Source organism: Mesorhizobium sp. USDA 4413 (genome assembly GCF_056280365.1).
The window spans coordinates 901,468-916,667 of sequence record NZ_JBVPRP010000001.1; the positions used below are offsets into that span (position 1 = coordinate 901,468).

The following is a 15,200-nucleotide window of genomic DNA, read 5'->3' on the forward strand; positions in this document are numbered from 1 at the left end:
AATTCCTGGTGCTACCGTTCGAGTCATGAAGGCAAACGGCTCGAGCAGCACCTCAAGATCGAAACCCCGATCGCCGTACGCGACCGTTCAGCAAATGGTCAAAGCGGCCGGCGGCGCCGATGGCATCACGCTCGTGGATGCGTCCGCCTTGCTCAGCTCGCTCGAGCAGAAGGCGGCTGGTCTCAAGCGAAGGGGGCTCGCTGAGTCGCACAGGCTGGTCGCCGGCGACATCCGCATCCTCGAGGCGATGATCCCACGCCTGATCGCCGGCCACCCGCCGATTGCAGAATGGCAGCGCGACAAGGCCTACGAGCGCGGCGACCTAATCGTTGCCGAGGACGGCGTCTGGAAACTGATCAACGGAGACGGCTCAAAGCGGCAGGATTGGGATACCATCGTCGGCACTCCTGCACCGGCAACCAAGCCTCAGACTCTTGATGAGGAGATCGCCAGCGATCTTAAATTTCTGGAGATTGATGCCGACCTTGACCATGAGGAAATCGCGATCGAGAAGCGGGGCCTCAAGCGTTACCAGGAAGCGGTCAAGTCAAGCGATGTCACCATCGCTCAACTCGAACAACCGCTGACATTTCGCCAGCATCTGAAATCTGAGGCGGGATGGGTAGAGAGAGTACACAATGCTCTGCACAAGCGGGACGATCGCATCGAGAAGCTTGAGGCCGATCTCAAGGCCCGCTCCGATGAGATCGAGCAACGACTGATTGAACTGGCCAAAGCCATTGAACTGGCCAAAGCCAGTGCCTCGGCTTTCGACGAGCGGTTTGCCGCGATCGAGGCCAGAGCCGCAAAGCTCGAAACTGATCCCTTCGAGCTCGACGAGCTGATCGAGGACGGCGGCCGGACCGTCATCCGCCGGATAATCCGCAATGGCGAGGTGGTCAGCGTGAACCACCACGTCACCAAGGCGCCGGTTTATCGCGGGATCTACGACCACACCCGCACCTATCAGCCAGGCGACCTCATCAGCCGCGGCGGCAGCCTTTGGCACACCGACGTGCAATGCACCGGCCCGTTCAATGCCGACAATTTCACCTTGTGCGTGAAGCGCGGAAGGGACGGCCATGAATAAGAGCAGGCTGGAATTCAAGGCGTGCTTGGCGGTGAAGCGGCAGCGTGTGCTGCGCCGTGTTCTCGGCGATCGGAAGGCCGAGGCCAGGCTTGTGGAAATCGAGCGTGGTGCGGCCAAGCGTAAAGCATTGGGCGAGCAGCAGAAGGGGGATTGCGCCGATGGTCGCTGACTGCCCAGGCCCGCAATGGACGCGCGTCGAGATCCTTCCCGGTGAAGAGCCAGAGGATGCCGTGCGTCGGTTGCAGCCGCCTCCGCTCACCTTCGAGGAGCAACTAGCTGTCGAGATTGACCACGTTCGCCAGGAGTTCGGCCGCGACCCAAGGCCAGTCGAGATGAATGCATTGATCCGCTTGGTGAAGCGCCGCAACGGGGTCACCCATCAATGAGCACCAGCAATACCCCGGGGGGGCGTTCGACTTTTGATAGCGTGAAATTGGGCGCCAACCGCCCGGGGCTCATGGCCGCATTTTTTTTGCTGGGCCCGATATTTCCGGCCCTGAAGGCATTTTTTGCCTGTCAGAGGCCCGCCTGACATGTCGGGACCGCTGCTCGAACCCAAGGAAATCAAGGCTCCCAAGTGGATGACCGCTGCCGAACGGGCTGTTTTCCGGCGCCTGATCAGGGCTGAAATCGAGCAAAACAGGTACATTTCCGTCGGGAAACGCGACCAAATTGCCGACTACATCTGCACTTCCACTCGGCTCGACGACCTTCGCGATCGGCTGGCGAAGGAGATCGCCGCGGCTTCACCGCGCGATGTCGACAAAGCCCGAATCCTTGCCCTGAACACTCAGGTCAATTCGCTGATCGCTTTGCGGCAGAAGCTGGGGGATGCCCTATGACCGCTCTTCTGGCCTATGCGAGTAACGATGCCGCCAACGTCATGGCCGACGGCGCCTATGTCGGACGCTGTGACGGCCGCATCCGGGCGATCGAGACGAAAATATTCGAGGCGGCCGCAGATCAAACGGCCGTGCTCGCAATCAGCGGTCTCAAGGGGATGAATCTCCTGCTTTGCGCCCTGCTTCATGGTTGCTCGTTCGCGACCTTCGACGATGCCGTCGACGGGCTAGAGCCTGCGATAATCGAGGTCGAGAGGGCCTTGGGCGCCGCCGGGTTCTTTGCGCTGCGCCTAGCGGGCTGGTCACGGAAGCGCAATCGGGCCGAAGTCTACAAGATCAGTGGAGGCTCGTTTGATGGGGCGCCGGCCAAGCCGCCCAAGCTCATCATGGCAAACGGCATAACGGTCAGCGGGCCGCAGGATCCGTTGCCGATCCCATCGGTCACCAGGCGCTTTCACGATATGCATCGGCTTGGCTGCGCCCCGATATTCTCGGCTGAGATCGCCCTGCCGTTCTTCCATGCAGCGCGATCGGCGCCGTCCGCGCTGATCGGAAAGCACGTGGTCGGTGGCTATGTCGAGGAGGTCGTGATCACCGCGGCCGGCTTGTCGAGGCGCATCGTCTTCCAATGGCCGGAAGATCGGGTCGGCGAGCTGATCACCGTTCGGGCGATGGAGGCCGCATAGATGTTCTGGAACATCATCATCGGCATCCTGTCGTATGCGCTGCAACTCGCGCTTACGCCAAAGCCGCCAAACGCCAAGGCCAAGAGCCTGGAGGACTTCCAGGCCCCGACAGCTGAGGAAGGCCGTGAAATCCCGGTCTCATTCGGCACGGTCGATATCGCCGATCCGAACGTCACCTGGTATGGCGATCTCAAGCGCGATGCGATAAAGGGGCCTCGTCGCTACGGACTGTTCGGGCCGCGCCAGGTCATCGGCTACAAATATTCGCTCGGCATGCAGATGGCGCTTTGCCACGGCCCGGCCGATGATCTGATGCGGATCACCGTCGGCGACAAGCTGGCCTGGAAAGGGCATGCCGCCGACACCCAGATCACCATCAGCAAGCGCAATCTATTCGGCGGAGATAAGAGCGAAGGCGGCATTTCCGGCAAGGTCGATGTCTGCATGGGAGCGCCGACCCAACTTCAGAACGATTATCTAGTCGCCAAAGTCGATCCGAACATCTCGGCCTTCCGGGGCATCGTTACCATCGTCCTCCGACAGGTCTATCTTGGCACGTCGAATTACATCAAGCCGTGGGAGTTCCGCCTCCAGCGCATCCTGAAGAAGTCGGACGGCTCTGACCAGTGGTATCCCGAGAAGGCGAAGATCCAGGCCGAGGCGACCAGCGCCGACGATCTGGCGATCTATGTGGCGCTCGACACCTCTTCCTCGATCGTCGGTGCGCGCATGCAGGCCGTCAAGGCCGCCGCGCGGTTCATCGTGGACTGGATGCGGGATAACAACGATGTCAAATACGACGTCCGCATGGTGGCGTTCGGCTCGAGCGTTAAGTCGAGCACACAATATCGCAAGGTGAGTTCCGACAACCTGGACGCGCTCGATTCCTGGATCGACGGTCTTACCGCATCCGGCACGACCGACTTTGCAGCGGCGCTATCGCAGGCCTCCGCCTTCTTCGATGCCACGGATTCGAAGAAAACCCCCTGCGTCATCATCGTTTCAGACAATGCCGATCAGCCACCTAGCGATCCGATCAGCGGCGTGGCGGAGGCCGTCGACATCATCAGCAGTCTCGATAACGTGCCGGTCTACTGCTATCGCGCTTTCGGTGCCGGCGTCTCCACTATGAGCGGAGCATCGTTGGAGCAGCTCGACAACACTCCCGACGACAACCATGCTCCTGGAGCAGCAGGCGACGACAATCCCGTCGGCGAGGTTCCAAGAGTGACCTTTGGCAGCGCCAATCTGAGCGCCGCGATGACGCCCGGCGCGGTCATCCGTTACTACGACATGAACCCCGCCCACATCATCCGTGAGTGTCTCACGGACACCAATTGGGGCCTCGGCTACAGCGATAGCGACATCGACGAAGGACATGCAAATGGCTGACGAAAAGACAGACCATCCCGAGCCGACGCGTCCCGAAGTTCCTCATGAGGAAACTCGCGAGACCGGAGCACGGCAGCAGCAAGAAATCATCCGCGAAGCGTGGGGCCGCATCGCCGATCACCTTGGACCAGGAGCGCGGTTGTCATGACCTTGCGATATGTACGCTCCGGCGCACCCGGCGCCGGCACTGGTGCCGACTGGACAAACGCCTATACGACCCTCGCTGCTGCGCTGACGGCCGCCGCTGCCGGCGACACGATCTATGTCTCGGAGGACCATGCCGAGAGCCAGGCCAGCGCGATCACGTTCAACTCGCCTGGCACGCTTGCCAATCCCGTCCTGGTGGTTTGCGTCAACCATTCGGGTTCCGTGCCGCCGGTCAGTGCCGATCTCAGGAAAACGGCAACTGTCACCGCGACCGGCAACAGCGCCATCCGCTTCAATGGCGCGTCGACCATCTTCTACGGCATCATTTTCACGGCCGGGAATTCGACCGGCGCATCGAATATCACCGTCGCAGGGTCTTCCAGCTCCTTCAACAAGTTCATCGGTTGTTCGCTGCGCATTGGCGGCAGTGGCAATTCAACCAAGATCGACATGGGCTTGGCAACGAGTGCGGCGATCGTTTTGGAAGACACGACTGTCTCCTTCGGAAGCTCCGCTCAGTGGATAGAAATCGGTGGCTACCTGCGGTGGACCAACACGGCATCGGCTCTGCTTGGCTCGTCGCCAACCAACATCTTCCGGTGGAAGACAGCGGCGGGGGGCTTCCTAGAATGCTTCGGCGTTGATCTAAGCGCAGCGGGATCGGGTACGACCATCGTATCGAACACCACTGGCGATAATGGTGCGAGGGCTTCGCTCATCGATTGCAAGATCAATGCGTTGGCGACCAAATACGCGACCACGACCGCGCCAGGTGCGCTGTTCATCGATTACGTCCGCGTTGGATCGAGCGGCGCCAACTACAATATGGATTCGGTGCGCTACAGCGGCACGCTGACCGAAGAAACGACCATTGTCCGAACCGGCGGCGCGAGCGATGGCATCACCACGCTTTCCTGGAAGATCGTTACAAACGCCAACACGACGCTGCACAACCACTTCGAAAGCCCGCCGATCGCCATCTGGAACGACACGACAGGCTCAGCAGTCACGGCCACCATCCAAGGCATCTGGGGCGGCGGCGCTGTGCCCAACAACGACGATATCTGGGTCGAGGTCGAATACCTTGGAGCGAGCGGTTCGCCCCTCGGCTCGTTCGTCAATGACGGCAAGGCCGATGTCCTGGCTTCGAATGCCGGGCAGGCTGCTGGGTCTGGAACATGGGGCGGCAGCACAACCAAGTTTGCGTTGGATGTGACGTTCACGCCGCAGCAGAAGGGCTGGATTTATGCCCGCGTGAAGGCGGCAAAGGTCTCATCGACGTTCTATGTCGACCCGAAGATCGCGCTCACCTAACCGGCGAAGGCGTGGACGATCGCAAAGCCCACGCCGATAGCGAGGTCGGTGCAGAGGCTTTCCGCCAGGCGCCGGACGCCTATGACGGCGCGGCTGCTCAGCGCCCTGTGCGGCGCCCCAGGCTGCTGCCGACAAATAGGATACCAGGCGGTGGCTTAGGTCCTATCATCTCAATGCCGACGCCGTCGAAATTGATCGTTCCTGCTCCAGACATTGCGCTCGGTGAAAGCATTCCGGCCGGCCCGACGATATAGGGAGTGTGCATCACAGGAACGATGATCGGTTTCGCACCGGATCCGTTAGGCGTGATCGCGGCTTGAAGCGGCTTCATCGGGAAAAATTCGACATTCGGAAGAGTGCCAACTCTTGGACTGGGGATAGTGGCGGTCATCACGTCGGGGCCCACCGTCCCCGCAGACAACGCCACTTGCCGGATTGCGTCGACCAATAGCCCCTTGGCCACGTCCGGCGTGAACGGATCGCCCGTTTTGCGGAACGCCTCAAGCTTTCCAGAAAGCACATTCAGTCCCTGAACTTCCTCCCCAATTGCCCCCAGAACGATCTCCTTTTCCTTCGGGTATCGTCTCTCCACCCGCCAAGGCTTGGGGGTGGTCTCTAATCTTGTCGGGCGGAAGCGCTTCCACGCCATTTCCCGGATGAAGGGGTAGTGACGCGCCCCGTTGATGCGCCAGCCCGCCACCTGTATCCACAGTCCGTGCTTGGGCTCCGGTCGCGCTTCGAGGGCCTGAGCGAGGCCATGTACGACCTGGTTCAGCGTTTGTCGGATGGGCTTGCCACCTCTGAAACTGAGCATACCCGTTTGCGCGTAGAATCCGGAAATAGTTCTCGCGATCCATTCATCAGTTGTCTTGCCGTCGATGTAGGCGATTCCGGCAAAACTAATCGCGGCAAGGCCATCCAGCGCTTTCAGGAACACTAGTTTATTGGCCATCGCGTTGTGAACAGCGCCGGTGCGGTCAATGGTCACCAGACGATCGCCAGCCTGGACAATAAACGCAGGCGTCGAAATCGATAGGATCAGCGTCACGGGTTTCTCCTTGTTCCAGTCCGGAGGTCGTGAAAGATGGCTCGCTGTTTAAAGCAACTGCAGACGTTTGGGTAATGCCCAAATCCAGGCCACCGGCACGCGCCACAGCGCGCCGGACGCTGAGGCGGTGAATAGGAGAGCGGCGGCCAAGAACGCGCGCTTGGCGGGGTGCTATGTCGGTCTATCCATGAATCAGGTGAAACAGGAAATTTGCCGCAGAAATTACGAAGATCGCCGCGAGTAAAACGAGATGGGATCTTTTGATGGTGGCCTTCGGACCCGGAAGCGCGCGTCCGACCGAGACTTTGTTTTGAGCAGCTACTAGCCCAAACGTTCCTACCACTACCGATGCGGCCAACGGGAGCGCATACGGTTTGAACCCGGCAGGGAAGAACGGTCTGCCCATCAAAAGCACGAAACCGATGGTCGCACCAACAAGAACCGTTACATTTCTAAAGTGAGATTTTGGAACCATAGGTTGCTGACATGATTTGCGAGGATTATCCGCCAATCCATGGCAGACCTCAGACCGATGATGGGCTGACGCCAACTGCCCGGAGTTGAGAGCCGAGCTTGGCACGGGTGGCGCAAGCGGCCTTGTCGCCGGCGATGCATTTCTTGTTGGCGTCTGACCAGTCCAACAGGGCGGTGTTGATCCAGCTCCCAGGTGCCCGCGCAATGCCGTAAGGCGTCGGCGCTTTGCCGGCAGCTTCTGCAGCAACAGCAGCGGCTCCCTGACCCCGCGGCGCGCGCTTCCATCCGTTTAGGATAAGGCAGTTCTTCATGTATTGATCTTCTCGAGCCAAGTTGCCTAGGGCATTGCCTATACCGGCGCCGGCAACAAAGCCCGGCGAGCCAATCGCAAGATAGCCCTGGTCTACGGACCCCTTTTGCATTTCGCATTGAGCATGGGCGACGTCAAAACTCGGCCCATAGCCTATCTGTACGTAATCGGCTTGATTGCTCGTCTGACAGCCGCACAGCGCGGCTGCGGCACATAGTGCCAAGAACGCCTTTACTCTCATCCCCCAGCCCCTCCCACGGCTTAGGGTTAAGCATCTCTTAAAGCGAATATTTCTGCAAGAGGGCTCGCTATTTTGGGTAAACGAGACAACGGCAAGCCTGAACTGGATATATGCGGCTATTACTTCCGGGAGATTTCAGGTCGTTTTGTCGACCAGCGGGTTCTTCCGCCTCGGAGGCACATAGCTCGTGACGAGCCGCACGGCCGACCGTTTGACCGTGATCCCGAGGTCCTTGCCGCCGACCGTGACCGTATCTTCATCTACGCGCAGCACCTCGCCTGTTAGCTCGATCTTCTGCCCACTGCTGATGTTCGGCGACGTGTCCACGATCGAATGCGGCTGGTTGTAGGAAGGGATAAGCACCGCGACTCTATCCTCAGTGATGCGCTTGCGGATCGTCGCGGTGATCGCAACCGTATCGCCGACCTTGATGCTGTCCTTCGCCATGGCACGAGTCTGGCGCTGCAACCGGCTTCGTCAAGCGGTTGCTAATATTTTGCGAACAGGCACGGAACAACGCTCGCGAATTGCCGGTTGTGGAAGCATCCGCTCTTGCGTCCGTTTAGTCGAAAGCCCGTCGCCACCATCCTCCCGGCGGCGGGCTTATCCCTATCTTGACCCGGCGCCGAACCACCGCACGAACGCGGCATCCTTGCCGGTGATGTCCTTCACCGTCTTCAGCAGCGCCTCATGCAAGTCCTGCATTGAGCGGTAATGATCGCACTGCGTCGAAATCAGTGGCGTCACGATGGCTTTGTGCAGCGCTGCGGCCGCTGCCATGAATTCGGTTATCTGTGGTTCCGAAAGCTGTTTCGGTTTGTTGCGTCGAACCATTGCGACCGCCTCTTTGTGGTGATCGCCCCATCCGAGGACAGAATTCCTATTTTCAGGTCGCGGTGCAACGGACTATAAGTTGCAGCCAGGATCACATCCGAGGCGGCGATGCTGGCACGAACCGGTGATTTTCCCTGCGACATCTACCGAATAGCTCGAGCCTGCGGCGTCACCCTCCACGATGCTGAAGAGAACCGCACCACCGGCCGCAAGCCGGGCCACTGCTATTGCAAGCCTGCGGTGCGCGCGATCGGCCGCGCCTATGGCGAGTCGCATCTCGCCCTGGTGCTCAAGCTGATCAACCAGACCGGCAACGGCCTTGAGCTCCACGCCGCCATCCTACAGGCCGTTTCCTACCTGGTGCGGATCGAGGTCATGCCGATCGGCTCCGAACTCTTCGACGCCTTCGACCGGATCGACCTCGGCCACGTCCGACGGATGGCGAGGGCGATGCCGGGATCCACCGCGCACAACATGGCGGCCATGCTGTTTCCCATGATCGCCGGCGGCGCGCTATTCGAGAGGGCCGCGGCATAACCACAGAGATCGAGGTCGACGGTGTCGGCACCTATCGCCTGCCAAACGAATGGCAATACCGGCGCCTGGGCCGCATGCGAGGCGAAAAGCGCCATACCGCGGTCCTGGCCTTCGGGTGCGGCATGACGGTGCGGCAGTTCGCCAAGCTGCCACCAGACAGGCAGCAGGCGGTCCACAGGGCCTATTTGACCCTCATGGCACCTCCGGAGCCTCAGCCGGTCGACAACGACGTCCTGGCGCTTCCTGGAGGCCGCTGGTCGACCGAGTTGAAGATCAGGGTCGGGTGCCGGCTGATGCACATGAAAGAAACCCTTCCGCGCGGGCATTTCGGGCCCTGGGTAGAAAAGCAACCAGGTCTGACCAGCAAGATGGCCCAGCAATGCATGGCGCTGGCAAGGGAAGCCCGCCAGCGCGCGATCGAGACAAGGGCGGCGTAGGACAGCGGCAAGAGGAAACGCGCGCTGGCGAGGGCCTCTAGTCTCTGAGGTGGCCAAGAAGGCTGCGCGCGATGGAGACGCAGAAAGCGCTGATGAAGGCGCCAAAAATCAGCGGGAGAAACGTCGAGACCTCAAACGGCTTCCCGGCCATACTCAGCGTCACGGTCGGAAGGATTGCGCCGGTGGCAAGAGCAATGACCGCAAGGCTGTTGAAGAACGTCGCTGCCAGCTTCACGCGCTCGTTGTGAACCAGCTTGCTTTCCGTCATGTCGATGCCTCCTCGCTAAAGCAACAGCGCCCATACTGCGAGCGTCGCTTGCCGCCATCCCGATCATGTCGCGCTGCCGGTAGCGCCAGACAGCGCTGGCGGCCATCGCGAGGCCGATTTCGGCGATGTAGAGGGCGACCACGCCGTCTTGTCAGTCGTGTCGTGCCGGCGGCTTGGCGGAATATTCCCAAAGCTCGTCCCGGTCGTCGGCCCACGCCTCTTCTGTCGGCCAGATAGCCCAAGCATTGAAGAGCGCAGCCGATCCTAGTTCCTTGACGACCACGAAGTCTTCAAGGCGCCACCACTCAATGTTGTATCGGCCTTGCGAGTCTATGCCGCTAGTGGCGAAGCTCATAAACCATCCGTCTTTCGTGAGAGCAAGCACCCCGGAGAGGCGGCGTTCTTCGTGCAGTGTCGGATAGGCACGCTCTCCAGCGACGGGCTCGATCACCCAATCGGATCCGTAGGAAAGACACTCGTCATTGGGAGACGCATACACGACTCGTGGATGAGGCTCTTCGGTGTCGGTAAGCTCGCCGACAAGTCGGCCATTATTCTGGTGATCTTTCAGGACAATGCCCAGCATGCGAGATCGACGACCAAGCGCAACGATTTCGCCCGGCTGGGTGTCTTTGATGGTTTTGAATGATGCAGTGCTTAGGACCTTCATGGTTTTGCCCCTCAGTTGACCGTCCGCTCGATCGTGACTTTCTTGCCGCGTGACAAGAGCACCAGCAAGCCGAGAATGATGTCGCCGAAAACCCAAATCCAAAGCAACACGCCGACGGCAATGGTCCCGCCAATCGCAGTTCCAACATGGGAGGCGGCATCTGTTGTCGCCTGATATTGCTCGCTCACACCTTTGATTCCGGCAAACATCCACAGGCCCATAAGGATGTTGAAGCCCAAGAACATCCACCAGAACATCGTGCCGAAGAAACCGCGCTTGCGTTTCTCAATGCGCTCTATGTGAGGCATAGTTTAGTCCCCCTGTTTATTTCCCCGGCCCAGCATCGCGCAACTGAGGCGCGCACGCAAGCGGGCCCGCTGGCTGTGGCATCGGCGAGCATCGGGTGCTATCGATTAGCCTGCGAGCAGGGGGGTACATTGGAAAAAAGAGACAAACCGTACACACTTGCATGGACGGTCTCGATCGTCGCTCTGCTCAACTCGATCGTCTCCGTTTCCGTTGTCGTGGTCCCGATAGCGATCAATCTGTTCACGCCTAAAAATTCGAACCTGATCTACTCGATTCAGGCGAACGCAAACCCGGTCTCAATAGGGCTCCTGGTGTCGAACAGTGGCATTAGAGCAGGCACCATTTCCGGCGCATCATTGTCTGGCCGGATCGGCAATCACGAGGTCAACGGCTTGGAGCTTCGCGTTTCTGAGCTAGGTGGCAGCGCGGCGATCGTTTCCCCTGGGGATACGAAGCTGTTCACACTCAACGTTTTGAAGCCCATACCCGGTATGCGATTCTTCGAGGTGCTGCCCTGCGGGCCTCACGTGGCGATTGCCATCGACGTGAGTTCCACAGACTTCCAAGGGCAACGACAGAGTGCCCACCTGCCAATAAATTGCGAAGAGGAAATGAATTTTCTTCTCGGCTTGGCCGAAATGCCCGAGGTCTCCCCAAAAAAGGGGAATTGAATTTTTCATCAAATCAGCGCAGCGTGTCCGTGGGCGTAGAAACCCGGACCGCGATAAGCAGGAAACCTCGATTGGCGTCGAAGGTGCTGCTGAGGCGCAGGAGCCTTGGCGGGCTCTGAGCGCTTGGTAACGCCTTGGCGGGCGTTCCAACTCGGCGAATATGGCCGGAGGCGAACGCTATGTCCAGAGCGAGAGCTTAAAATCGTTCGGCTGGTCTCGCGGCCAGTTTCTACCCCCCGGCTTCGGCGCCGCCCGCCGATATTGGACATTGCTCAAACTTCGGCAATGTCCGCCGGCCGTAGAAAGCCGGTTCGAACCGCGAGGAAATACCCATGACTGCAATCACTCGTCGCGCCGCGTTCGGCGCAATCGCCTCCATTCCGGCCATAGGAGGCGTTGTAGCGCTGCCCGTCGCCGGCGCCGAAGAGATGTCGCCGCAGGAAAACCCGAGCCTGGTGGGCCTCCATGCCAAGTTTCGCCAGGCGTTCGATGCATATCTCGCAGCCGATCGGCACAAGACGGCGACCATAGCGTCGTGCGCCGCGCTGATCCCGCCGGTGCCGGCCGAGCTCGTTTACGCACGCAAAGACGGGGTTTCTTCAGGGCTCACCCAGGAAGAGCGCGATTTCGAGGGCAATACCATCTATCCACCCCACGGGTTCGCACGACGGATCTACACCAGCGATAGGATCAGGGAGGCGCATGGCCGCTGGTTCGACCATAGCTCCGGGCGCGAGTTCAAAGCGCTCTTCCGCAAGGCCAAGAAATACGAGGATGCCAAGGAACGCGCGCTTGTGGCCACGGGCATCAAGGCCGCGGTCGAGGAACGCGAGTTCGCCATCGATGACGTGCGGCGCGCCTTCTACGATATCATGAAAGAGGATGCCTGGACGGTCACCGGCCTGATCGCCAAGGCCAACGCGATGGCGTGCTTCGCATCGATCAGCAAGGAGACGAAGTTCTTTTCGTCGTTCGGTGGCGACAAGCTGGCGGCCGATATCCTCCGGGTGATGGCCAAAGCGCTGCGGTGAAAAAGGTCAATTTTGCCGACCTTATTTTTATTGGCCCGGCTGCTATGTGGCCGGGCTCACAACTGTAGGAACCTCGCCCCTTAGGCAGTTGTTTACCCTGATCCACTACCAATGTCCTTGCGAACGGGGTGGAAGGCACGCCAAATGATAGTCCAGAGATACATTTTCCCTGGCTTTGTATTCGGGCCCATAGTCGCCAATTTTGTCGCGGCGGCTCTGCAGGGTGACCTCATGATGAGATCCCCCATTTCAATGCAATTCCTCTTCCTAGCAGGTTGCGGCTTCGCAATAGCCTTTGCTGGCGTCGACCGGCTTACAAAACGCTAAGCGACCATGCTTGAGACGCTTATCGAGGCGCTCTGTTCGCCACTGGTGGCGATGGTCATGCTCGTCATCTTCACAGCGATCGCTTTCATCATGAAAATGACGGGCGACGGCGCATCCCTCTCCGGCATTGTTGAGCATGCCGCGTCCGGCTTTTCGATCGTGCTGATAGTCATGTTGGCGGTCACATTTTTCGATCTTCACACCACTTGTCGGATCCTGCTCGATAGCAATCTGCTCCAGATTGAGTTTGCAACCGTCATGCTAACCGGACTGTGGCATATGGTGCTCCGCTACTTCTTCAAATTTGACCCGCCTCCGCCTCGGAACCATTCGTAATTGCCACGAGCAAATCAGCCCAAGCGTCAAGCGCCTTGCGCTTCTCCCGCAGATAATCGTTCACGTCATAGTGCTGGCCAGTCACTGCGGCACCGCCGCCTGTGTCGCCAGCATGGGCGAGCACCTGTGACACGATGAAACGCGCAACACCTAAACGCTCGCTCGTCATGATGGTGGCGCCCGTGCGCCGAAGATCGTGCGGCGAGGCCTGGGGTAGCTTGAGATCGGAAATCAGGCGCGCCATGGCTCTGGAGAAGGCTCTCCGGTCGATGTGGCCGTCCTCGCCATCCTCAAGCCGCGGAGACGCGAACACATACTCGCTGCCATTGCCCGCAGTGAGCCGCGCGGCCTCGTCGAGCAGTTTCAATGCAAGATCGGACAACGGCACCAGATGCGTTCTCTTGCCCTTCATACGAGCCGCAGGAATGCGCCACGTCTTCGCCGGGCGGTCTATCTCGTCCCAGCGCATGCCGACCACCTCGCCGCCTCGCTGAAGTGTTACAGCGGCCATCCGGAGCGCAACGCTCATCAACGCCTCCGACGCATCCCATGCCTTCCAGACCTTCTGCAGCTCGGAATCATTGAGCACGCGCTGGCGCGCCGTCGGCATCGTCACCGCAATGTCGAGAGCGGGGTTGAGGTCGATGACGCCTTCGCGCACGGCATAGGCCATCATCTGCCGAATGATGTTTCGACAATGCCGGCCATTCGATGCTGCCTTGCGGCCCTGCAGCGTCACGAAGTCTCGAATCTCGGCGCGTGTCAGAGTGGCAACAGCACGATCGCCGAACTTCGGCTTCACCAGCTTGTCAAAGACCCGCCGCTCCTCGGCAATAGTTCCGGGCCGCTTCGGCTTTGCCTCGTCGCCTCCACGGTGCGTCCCCGCGGTCGCCGCTTCGAAATACGCTTCAGCCAGTCCCGCGATGGTATGCAGGCGCTTGCGGCGCTCTTCGGCCTTCAGTTCCTTGTCGACCGCAACCGGATCGATCCCGACGGCGACCTCGCCCTTTGCCTTCCGGGCTAACTCCCTCGCCTTCGATAGACCTATGACTGGGAACTTGCCGAGGCTCTTGCGCCGGTGATCGCCGGCGGCATTCCGGTAGCGCACCGACCACGTGCGGATACCGTTTGGCGTGACACGGAAGATCAGGCCAGGTTCTTTGTCGTCGCGTAGCTCGACGCGCTTGCCCTCCTCGGGCTTCACGTTTTTCAGAAGGTCGTCGGTCAGCTTCACCGGGGGCACTCTGGGGCAACTCGGGGGCACAAAGTCATTGCGCGGCTCTGCATTATCTTGCACACTGCCGCACAATGAGCAAACCCATAAAGCCAGCAAATCAGCGGTCTAGCGAGGGCCAGTGCATTTCCTCGCACAAACCCGCACTAACTTCTGACCAGACTACGAATCTGGGGGTCAGGAGTTCGAATCTCTTCGGGCGCGCCATTTTTCTGCTGTTTCCTGGCGTGGCCGGACGGTCGATCGTTGATCTCTGCCGGGCGAATTGCCTGTCCCTTTCCGCAACTCGGCGCATAGCTGACCGCGGGGACTGATCGTTTTAGGACGCGAAACGCCCGATCACCGCATGGGTGAAGGCCAGCGCCATGCCTCTCCGCCTAGCAACCCACAGATTTATCCTTTCCCAACCGAGGATTCAGGCGATCCTTCGGCGGCCAGGTCATCGACATCGAGGGGATTTCTGACGATTTTCAACGAGCCATCGGCGTTGCGGGGCCACTCCTTCTCGGGTCGATCCCAATAGAGTTCGACGCCGTTGTCGTCCGGATCGCGGAGATAGATCGCCTCGGTCCCGCCGTGGTCGCTGGCGCCAGTGAGTTCTACACCCGGCGTGCGAAGGCGGCGGAGTGCGCTGCCGAGCGCGGCTCGTGTTGGATACACAAAGGCAACGTGATGGAGACCGGTCGATCCTTCCGGCGGCGGCGAACCGCCTCGGCTTTCCCAAGTGTTGATCGCGAGGTGATGGTGATAGCCGCCGGCCGCAAGGAACGCGGCCTCGTCTTCAAGCAGGCCCTGCAGGCCGAAGCTAAGCACCCCGCAGTAGAAAGCAAGCGATCGCTCAAGATTTGCAACCTTCAGATGAACATGCCCGACGCGGACGCGCGGGTCGATCGGCTCGCTTCCGGTCATGATCGGCCCTTTCATTCTCCGTCTCCTTCTAACCTCTTCCCGACGTCGAAAGCAGATTGCGGAAACCGTTTCGTCACAAGACGGTATAATCTG

Annotated in this window: 22 protein-coding genes and 1 tRNA gene; 14 read left to right on the forward strand and 9 right to left on the reverse strand. The window is 59.9% G+C overall.

Annotation, left to right across the window (positions count from 1 at the left end; genetic code table 11):
* Positions 1-94: 94 nt before the first annotated feature.
* The 8 genes from ACVMIM_RS04580 (at position 95) to ACVMIM_RS04615 (ending at position 5,471) form a co-directional block, all read left to right on the forward strand.
* On the forward strand, positions 95-1,090 hold the full coding sequence (locus tag ACVMIM_RS04580; RefSeq protein ID WP_476110727.1) for a hypothetical protein: 996 nt from the start codon (positions 95-97) through the stop codon (positions 1,088-1,090).
* On the forward strand, positions 1,083-1,259 hold the full coding sequence (locus tag ACVMIM_RS04585; protein ID WP_476110729.1) for a hypothetical protein: 177 nt from the start codon (positions 1,083-1,085) through the stop codon (positions 1,257-1,259). The genes ACVMIM_RS04580 and ACVMIM_RS04585 overlap by 8 nt, the downstream gene beginning before the upstream one ends.
* Positions 1,249-1,476, forward strand: coding sequence for a hypothetical protein (locus ACVMIM_RS04590; protein ID WP_476110731.1), 228 nt, complete (start codon positions 1,249-1,251; stop codon positions 1,474-1,476). The genes ACVMIM_RS04585 and ACVMIM_RS04590 overlap by 11 nt, the downstream gene beginning before the upstream one ends.
* Positions 1,477-1,623: 147 nt before the next feature.
* Positions 1,624-1,932 carry a hypothetical protein gene (locus tag ACVMIM_RS04595; RefSeq protein ID WP_476110733.1) on the forward strand — a complete coding sequence of 103 codons (309 nt, stop codon included), beginning with the start codon at positions 1,624-1,626 and terminating at the stop codon, positions 1,930-1,932.
* The gene (locus ACVMIM_RS04600) at positions 1,929-2,618 is read left to right on the forward strand and encodes a hypothetical protein (RefSeq protein WP_476110734.1); all 690 of its coding nucleotides are present in this window, start codon (positions 1,929-1,931) and stop codon (positions 2,616-2,618) included. Before ACVMIM_RS04595 ends, ACVMIM_RS04600 begins: the two co-directional genes overlap by 4 nt.
* The gene (locus ACVMIM_RS04605; protein ID WP_476110736.1) at positions 2,619-4,010 is read left to right on the forward strand and encodes a vWA domain-containing protein; all 1,392 of its coding nucleotides are present in this window, start codon (positions 2,619-2,621) and stop codon (positions 4,008-4,010) included.
* Entirely contained in the window at positions 4,003-4,158 is a 156-nt protein-coding gene (locus ACVMIM_RS04610; RefSeq protein WP_476110738.1) for a hypothetical protein, read from the forward strand. Before ACVMIM_RS04605 ends, ACVMIM_RS04610 begins: the two co-directional genes overlap by 8 nt.
* A gap of 221 nt (positions 4,159-4,379) precedes the next feature.
* Complete coding sequence (locus ACVMIM_RS04615; protein ID WP_476110740.1) at positions 4,380-5,471, forward strand: hypothetical protein; 1,092 nt, start codon at positions 4,380-4,382, stop codon at positions 5,469-5,471.
* Positions 5,472-5,568: 97 nt separating this feature from the next.
* On the opposite strand, the gene ACVMIM_RS04620 is transcribed toward ACVMIM_RS04615, so the two are convergent.
* The 4 genes from ACVMIM_RS04620 to ACVMIM_RS04635 all read right to left on the reverse strand — a co-directional run bounded on the left by ACVMIM_RS04620 (position 5,569) and on the right by ACVMIM_RS04635 (position 8,324).
* The gene (locus ACVMIM_RS04620; RefSeq protein WP_476110742.1) at positions 5,569-6,519 is read right to left on the reverse strand and encodes a hypothetical protein; all 951 of its coding nucleotides are present in this window, start codon (positions 6,517-6,519) and stop codon (positions 5,569-5,571) included.
* A gap of 524 nt (positions 6,520-7,043) precedes the next feature.
* The gene (locus tag ACVMIM_RS04625) at positions 7,044-7,544 is read right to left on the reverse strand and encodes a hypothetical protein (protein ID WP_476110744.1); all 501 of its coding nucleotides are present in this window, start codon (positions 7,542-7,544) and stop codon (positions 7,044-7,046) included.
* A gap of 135 nt (positions 7,545-7,679) precedes the next feature.
* On the reverse strand, positions 7,680-7,991 hold the full coding sequence (locus ACVMIM_RS04630) for a hypothetical protein (RefSeq protein WP_476110746.1): 312 nt from the start codon (positions 7,989-7,991) through the stop codon (positions 7,680-7,682).
* Positions 7,992-8,153: 162 nt separating this feature from the next.
* Positions 8,154-8,324 carry a hypothetical protein gene (locus ACVMIM_RS04635; protein ID WP_476110748.1) on the reverse strand — a complete coding sequence of 57 codons (171 nt, stop codon included), beginning with the start codon at positions 8,322-8,324 and terminating at the stop codon, positions 8,154-8,156.
* Between the two features lie 162 nt (positions 8,325-8,486).
* Between ACVMIM_RS04635 and ACVMIM_RS04640 the strand changes: the two genes are divergently transcribed.
* A complete protein-coding gene (locus ACVMIM_RS04640; RefSeq protein ID WP_476110750.1) occupies positions 8,487-8,915 on the forward strand; it encodes a hypothetical protein in 429 nt (142 codons plus the stop codon).
* 122 nt (positions 8,916-9,037) lie between these two features.
* Positions 9,038-9,352, forward strand: a complete 315-nt coding sequence (locus ACVMIM_RS04645; protein WP_476110751.1) for a hypothetical protein — start codon at positions 9,038-9,040, stop codon at positions 9,350-9,352.
* Between the two features lie 37 nt (positions 9,353-9,389).
* Here the strand turns inward: ACVMIM_RS04645 and ACVMIM_RS04650 are convergent, their stop codons facing one another.
* From ACVMIM_RS04650 to ACVMIM_RS04660, 3 genes are all read right to left on the reverse strand, one after another.
* Positions 9,390-9,620 carry a hypothetical protein gene (locus ACVMIM_RS04650; RefSeq protein WP_476110753.1) on the reverse strand — a complete coding sequence of 77 codons (231 nt, stop codon included), beginning with the start codon at positions 9,618-9,620 and terminating at the stop codon, positions 9,390-9,392.
* 151 nt (positions 9,621-9,771) lie between these two features.
* Positions 9,772-10,290, reverse strand: coding sequence for a hypothetical protein (locus ACVMIM_RS04655; protein WP_476110754.1), 519 nt, complete (start codon positions 10,288-10,290; stop codon positions 9,772-9,774).
* Positions 10,291-10,301: 11 nt separating this feature from the next.
* Positions 10,302-10,598: a hypothetical protein gene (locus tag ACVMIM_RS04660; RefSeq protein WP_476110756.1), complete on the reverse strand. Its 297-nt coding sequence runs from the start codon at positions 10,596-10,598 to the stop codon at positions 10,302-10,304.
* Positions 10,599-10,727: 129 nt separating this feature from the next.
* Between ACVMIM_RS04660 and ACVMIM_RS04665 the strand changes: the two genes are divergently transcribed.
* From ACVMIM_RS04665 to ACVMIM_RS04675, 3 genes are all read left to right on the forward strand, one after another.
* Positions 10,728-11,270: a hypothetical protein gene (locus ACVMIM_RS04665; RefSeq protein ID WP_476110758.1), complete on the forward strand. Its 543-nt coding sequence runs from the start codon at positions 10,728-10,730 to the stop codon at positions 11,268-11,270.
* A 428-nt stretch (positions 11,271-11,698) separates the two neighbouring features.
* A complete protein-coding gene (locus ACVMIM_RS04670) occupies positions 11,699-12,301 on the forward strand; it encodes a hypothetical protein (protein WP_476110760.1) in 603 nt (200 codons plus the stop codon).
* A gap of 333 nt (positions 12,302-12,634) precedes the next feature.
* Positions 12,635-12,964: a hypothetical protein gene (locus tag ACVMIM_RS04675; protein WP_476110762.1), complete on the forward strand. Its 330-nt coding sequence runs from the start codon at positions 12,635-12,637 to the stop codon at positions 12,962-12,964.
* Here ACVMIM_RS04675 and ACVMIM_RS04680 read toward each other — a convergent pair.
* Positions 12,927-14,198, reverse strand: a complete 1,272-nt coding sequence (locus ACVMIM_RS04680) for a tyrosine-type recombinase/integrase (RefSeq protein WP_476110764.1) — start codon at positions 14,196-14,198, stop codon at positions 12,927-12,929. The genes ACVMIM_RS04675 and ACVMIM_RS04680 overlap by 38 nt on opposite strands.
* Before the next feature lie 103 nt (positions 14,199-14,301).
* Between ACVMIM_RS04680 and ACVMIM_RS04685 the strand changes: the two genes are divergently transcribed.
* Positions 14,302-14,405 (forward strand) — tRNA-Ser (locus ACVMIM_RS04685).
* Positions 14,406-14,591: 186 nt separating this feature from the next.
* On the opposite strand, the gene ACVMIM_RS04690 is transcribed toward ACVMIM_RS04685, so the two are convergent.
* Positions 14,592-15,122 (reverse strand): VOC family protein, encoded by a 531-nt coding sequence (locus ACVMIM_RS04690; RefSeq protein ID WP_476110766.1) that lies wholly within the window; start codon positions 15,120-15,122, stop codon positions 14,592-14,594.
* Between the last annotated feature and the right edge of the window lie 78 nt (positions 15,123-15,200).

What these genes read in the sequence shown, in the direction of transcription:
- ACVMIM_RS04635 (WP_476110748.1), bottom strand. Translation starts at nt 8,324, where the DNA reads ATGGCAGCGGCCGCAGCGCTGCACAAAGCCATCGTGACGCCACTGATT.
- ACVMIM_RS04675 (WP_476110762.1), top strand. Translation starts at nt 12,635, where the DNA reads ATGCTTGAGACGCTTATCGAGGCGCTCTGTTCGCCACTGGTGGCGATG.
- ACVMIM_RS04600 (WP_476110734.1), top strand. Translation starts at nt 1,929, where the DNA reads ATGACCGCTCTTCTGGCCTATGCGAGTAACGATGCCGCCAACGTCATG.
- ACVMIM_RS04605 (WP_476110736.1), top strand. Translation starts at nt 2,619, where the DNA reads ATGTTCTGGAACATCATCATCGGCATCCTGTCGTATGCGCTGCAACTC.
- ACVMIM_RS04630 (WP_476110746.1), bottom strand. Translation starts at nt 7,991, where the DNA reads ATGGCGAAGGACAGCATCAAGGTCGGCGATACGGTTGCGATCACCGCG.
- ACVMIM_RS04625 (WP_476110744.1), bottom strand. Translation starts at nt 7,544, where the DNA reads ATGAGAGTAAAGGCGTTCTTGGCACTATGTGCCGCAGCCGCGCTGTGC.
- ACVMIM_RS04650 (WP_476110753.1), bottom strand. Translation starts at nt 9,620, where the DNA reads ATGACGGAAAGCAAGCTGGTTCACAACGAGCGCGTGAAGCTGGCAGCG.
- ACVMIM_RS04690 (WP_476110766.1), bottom strand. Translation starts at nt 15,122, where the DNA reads ATGAAAGGGCCGATCATGACCGGAAGCGAGCCGATCGACCCGCGCGTC.
- ACVMIM_RS04590 (WP_476110731.1), top strand. Translation starts at nt 1,249, where the DNA reads ATGGTCGCTGACTGCCCAGGCCCGCAATGGACGCGCGTCGAGATCCTT.
- ACVMIM_RS04655 (WP_476110754.1), bottom strand. Translation starts at nt 10,290, where the DNA reads ATGAAGGTCCTAAGCACTGCATCATTCAAAACCATCAAAGACACCCAG.
- ACVMIM_RS04595 (WP_476110733.1), top strand. Translation starts at nt 1,624, where the DNA reads ATGTCGGGACCGCTGCTCGAACCCAAGGAAATCAAGGCTCCCAAGTGG.
- ACVMIM_RS04660 (WP_476110756.1), bottom strand. Translation starts at nt 10,598, where the DNA reads ATGCCTCACATAGAGCGCATTGAGAAACGCAAGCGCGGTTTCTTCGGC.
- ACVMIM_RS04580 (WP_476110727.1), top strand. Translation starts at nt 95, where the DNA reads ATGGTCAAAGCGGCCGGCGGCGCCGATGGCATCACGCTCGTGGATGCG.
- ACVMIM_RS04610 (WP_476110738.1), top strand. Translation starts at nt 4,003, where the DNA reads ATGGCTGACGAAAAGACAGACCATCCCGAGCCGACGCGTCCCGAAGTT.
- ACVMIM_RS04585 (WP_476110729.1), top strand. Translation starts at nt 1,083, where the DNA reads ATGAATAAGAGCAGGCTGGAATTCAAGGCGTGCTTGGCGGTGAAGCGG.
- ACVMIM_RS04640 (WP_476110750.1), top strand. Translation starts at nt 8,487, where the DNA reads ATGCTGGCACGAACCGGTGATTTTCCCTGCGACATCTACCGAATAGCT.
- ACVMIM_RS04645 (WP_476110751.1), top strand. Translation starts at nt 9,038, where the DNA reads ATGACGGTGCGGCAGTTCGCCAAGCTGCCACCAGACAGGCAGCAGGCG.
- ACVMIM_RS04670 (WP_476110760.1), top strand. Translation starts at nt 11,699, where the DNA reads ATGTCGCCGCAGGAAAACCCGAGCCTGGTGGGCCTCCATGCCAAGTTT.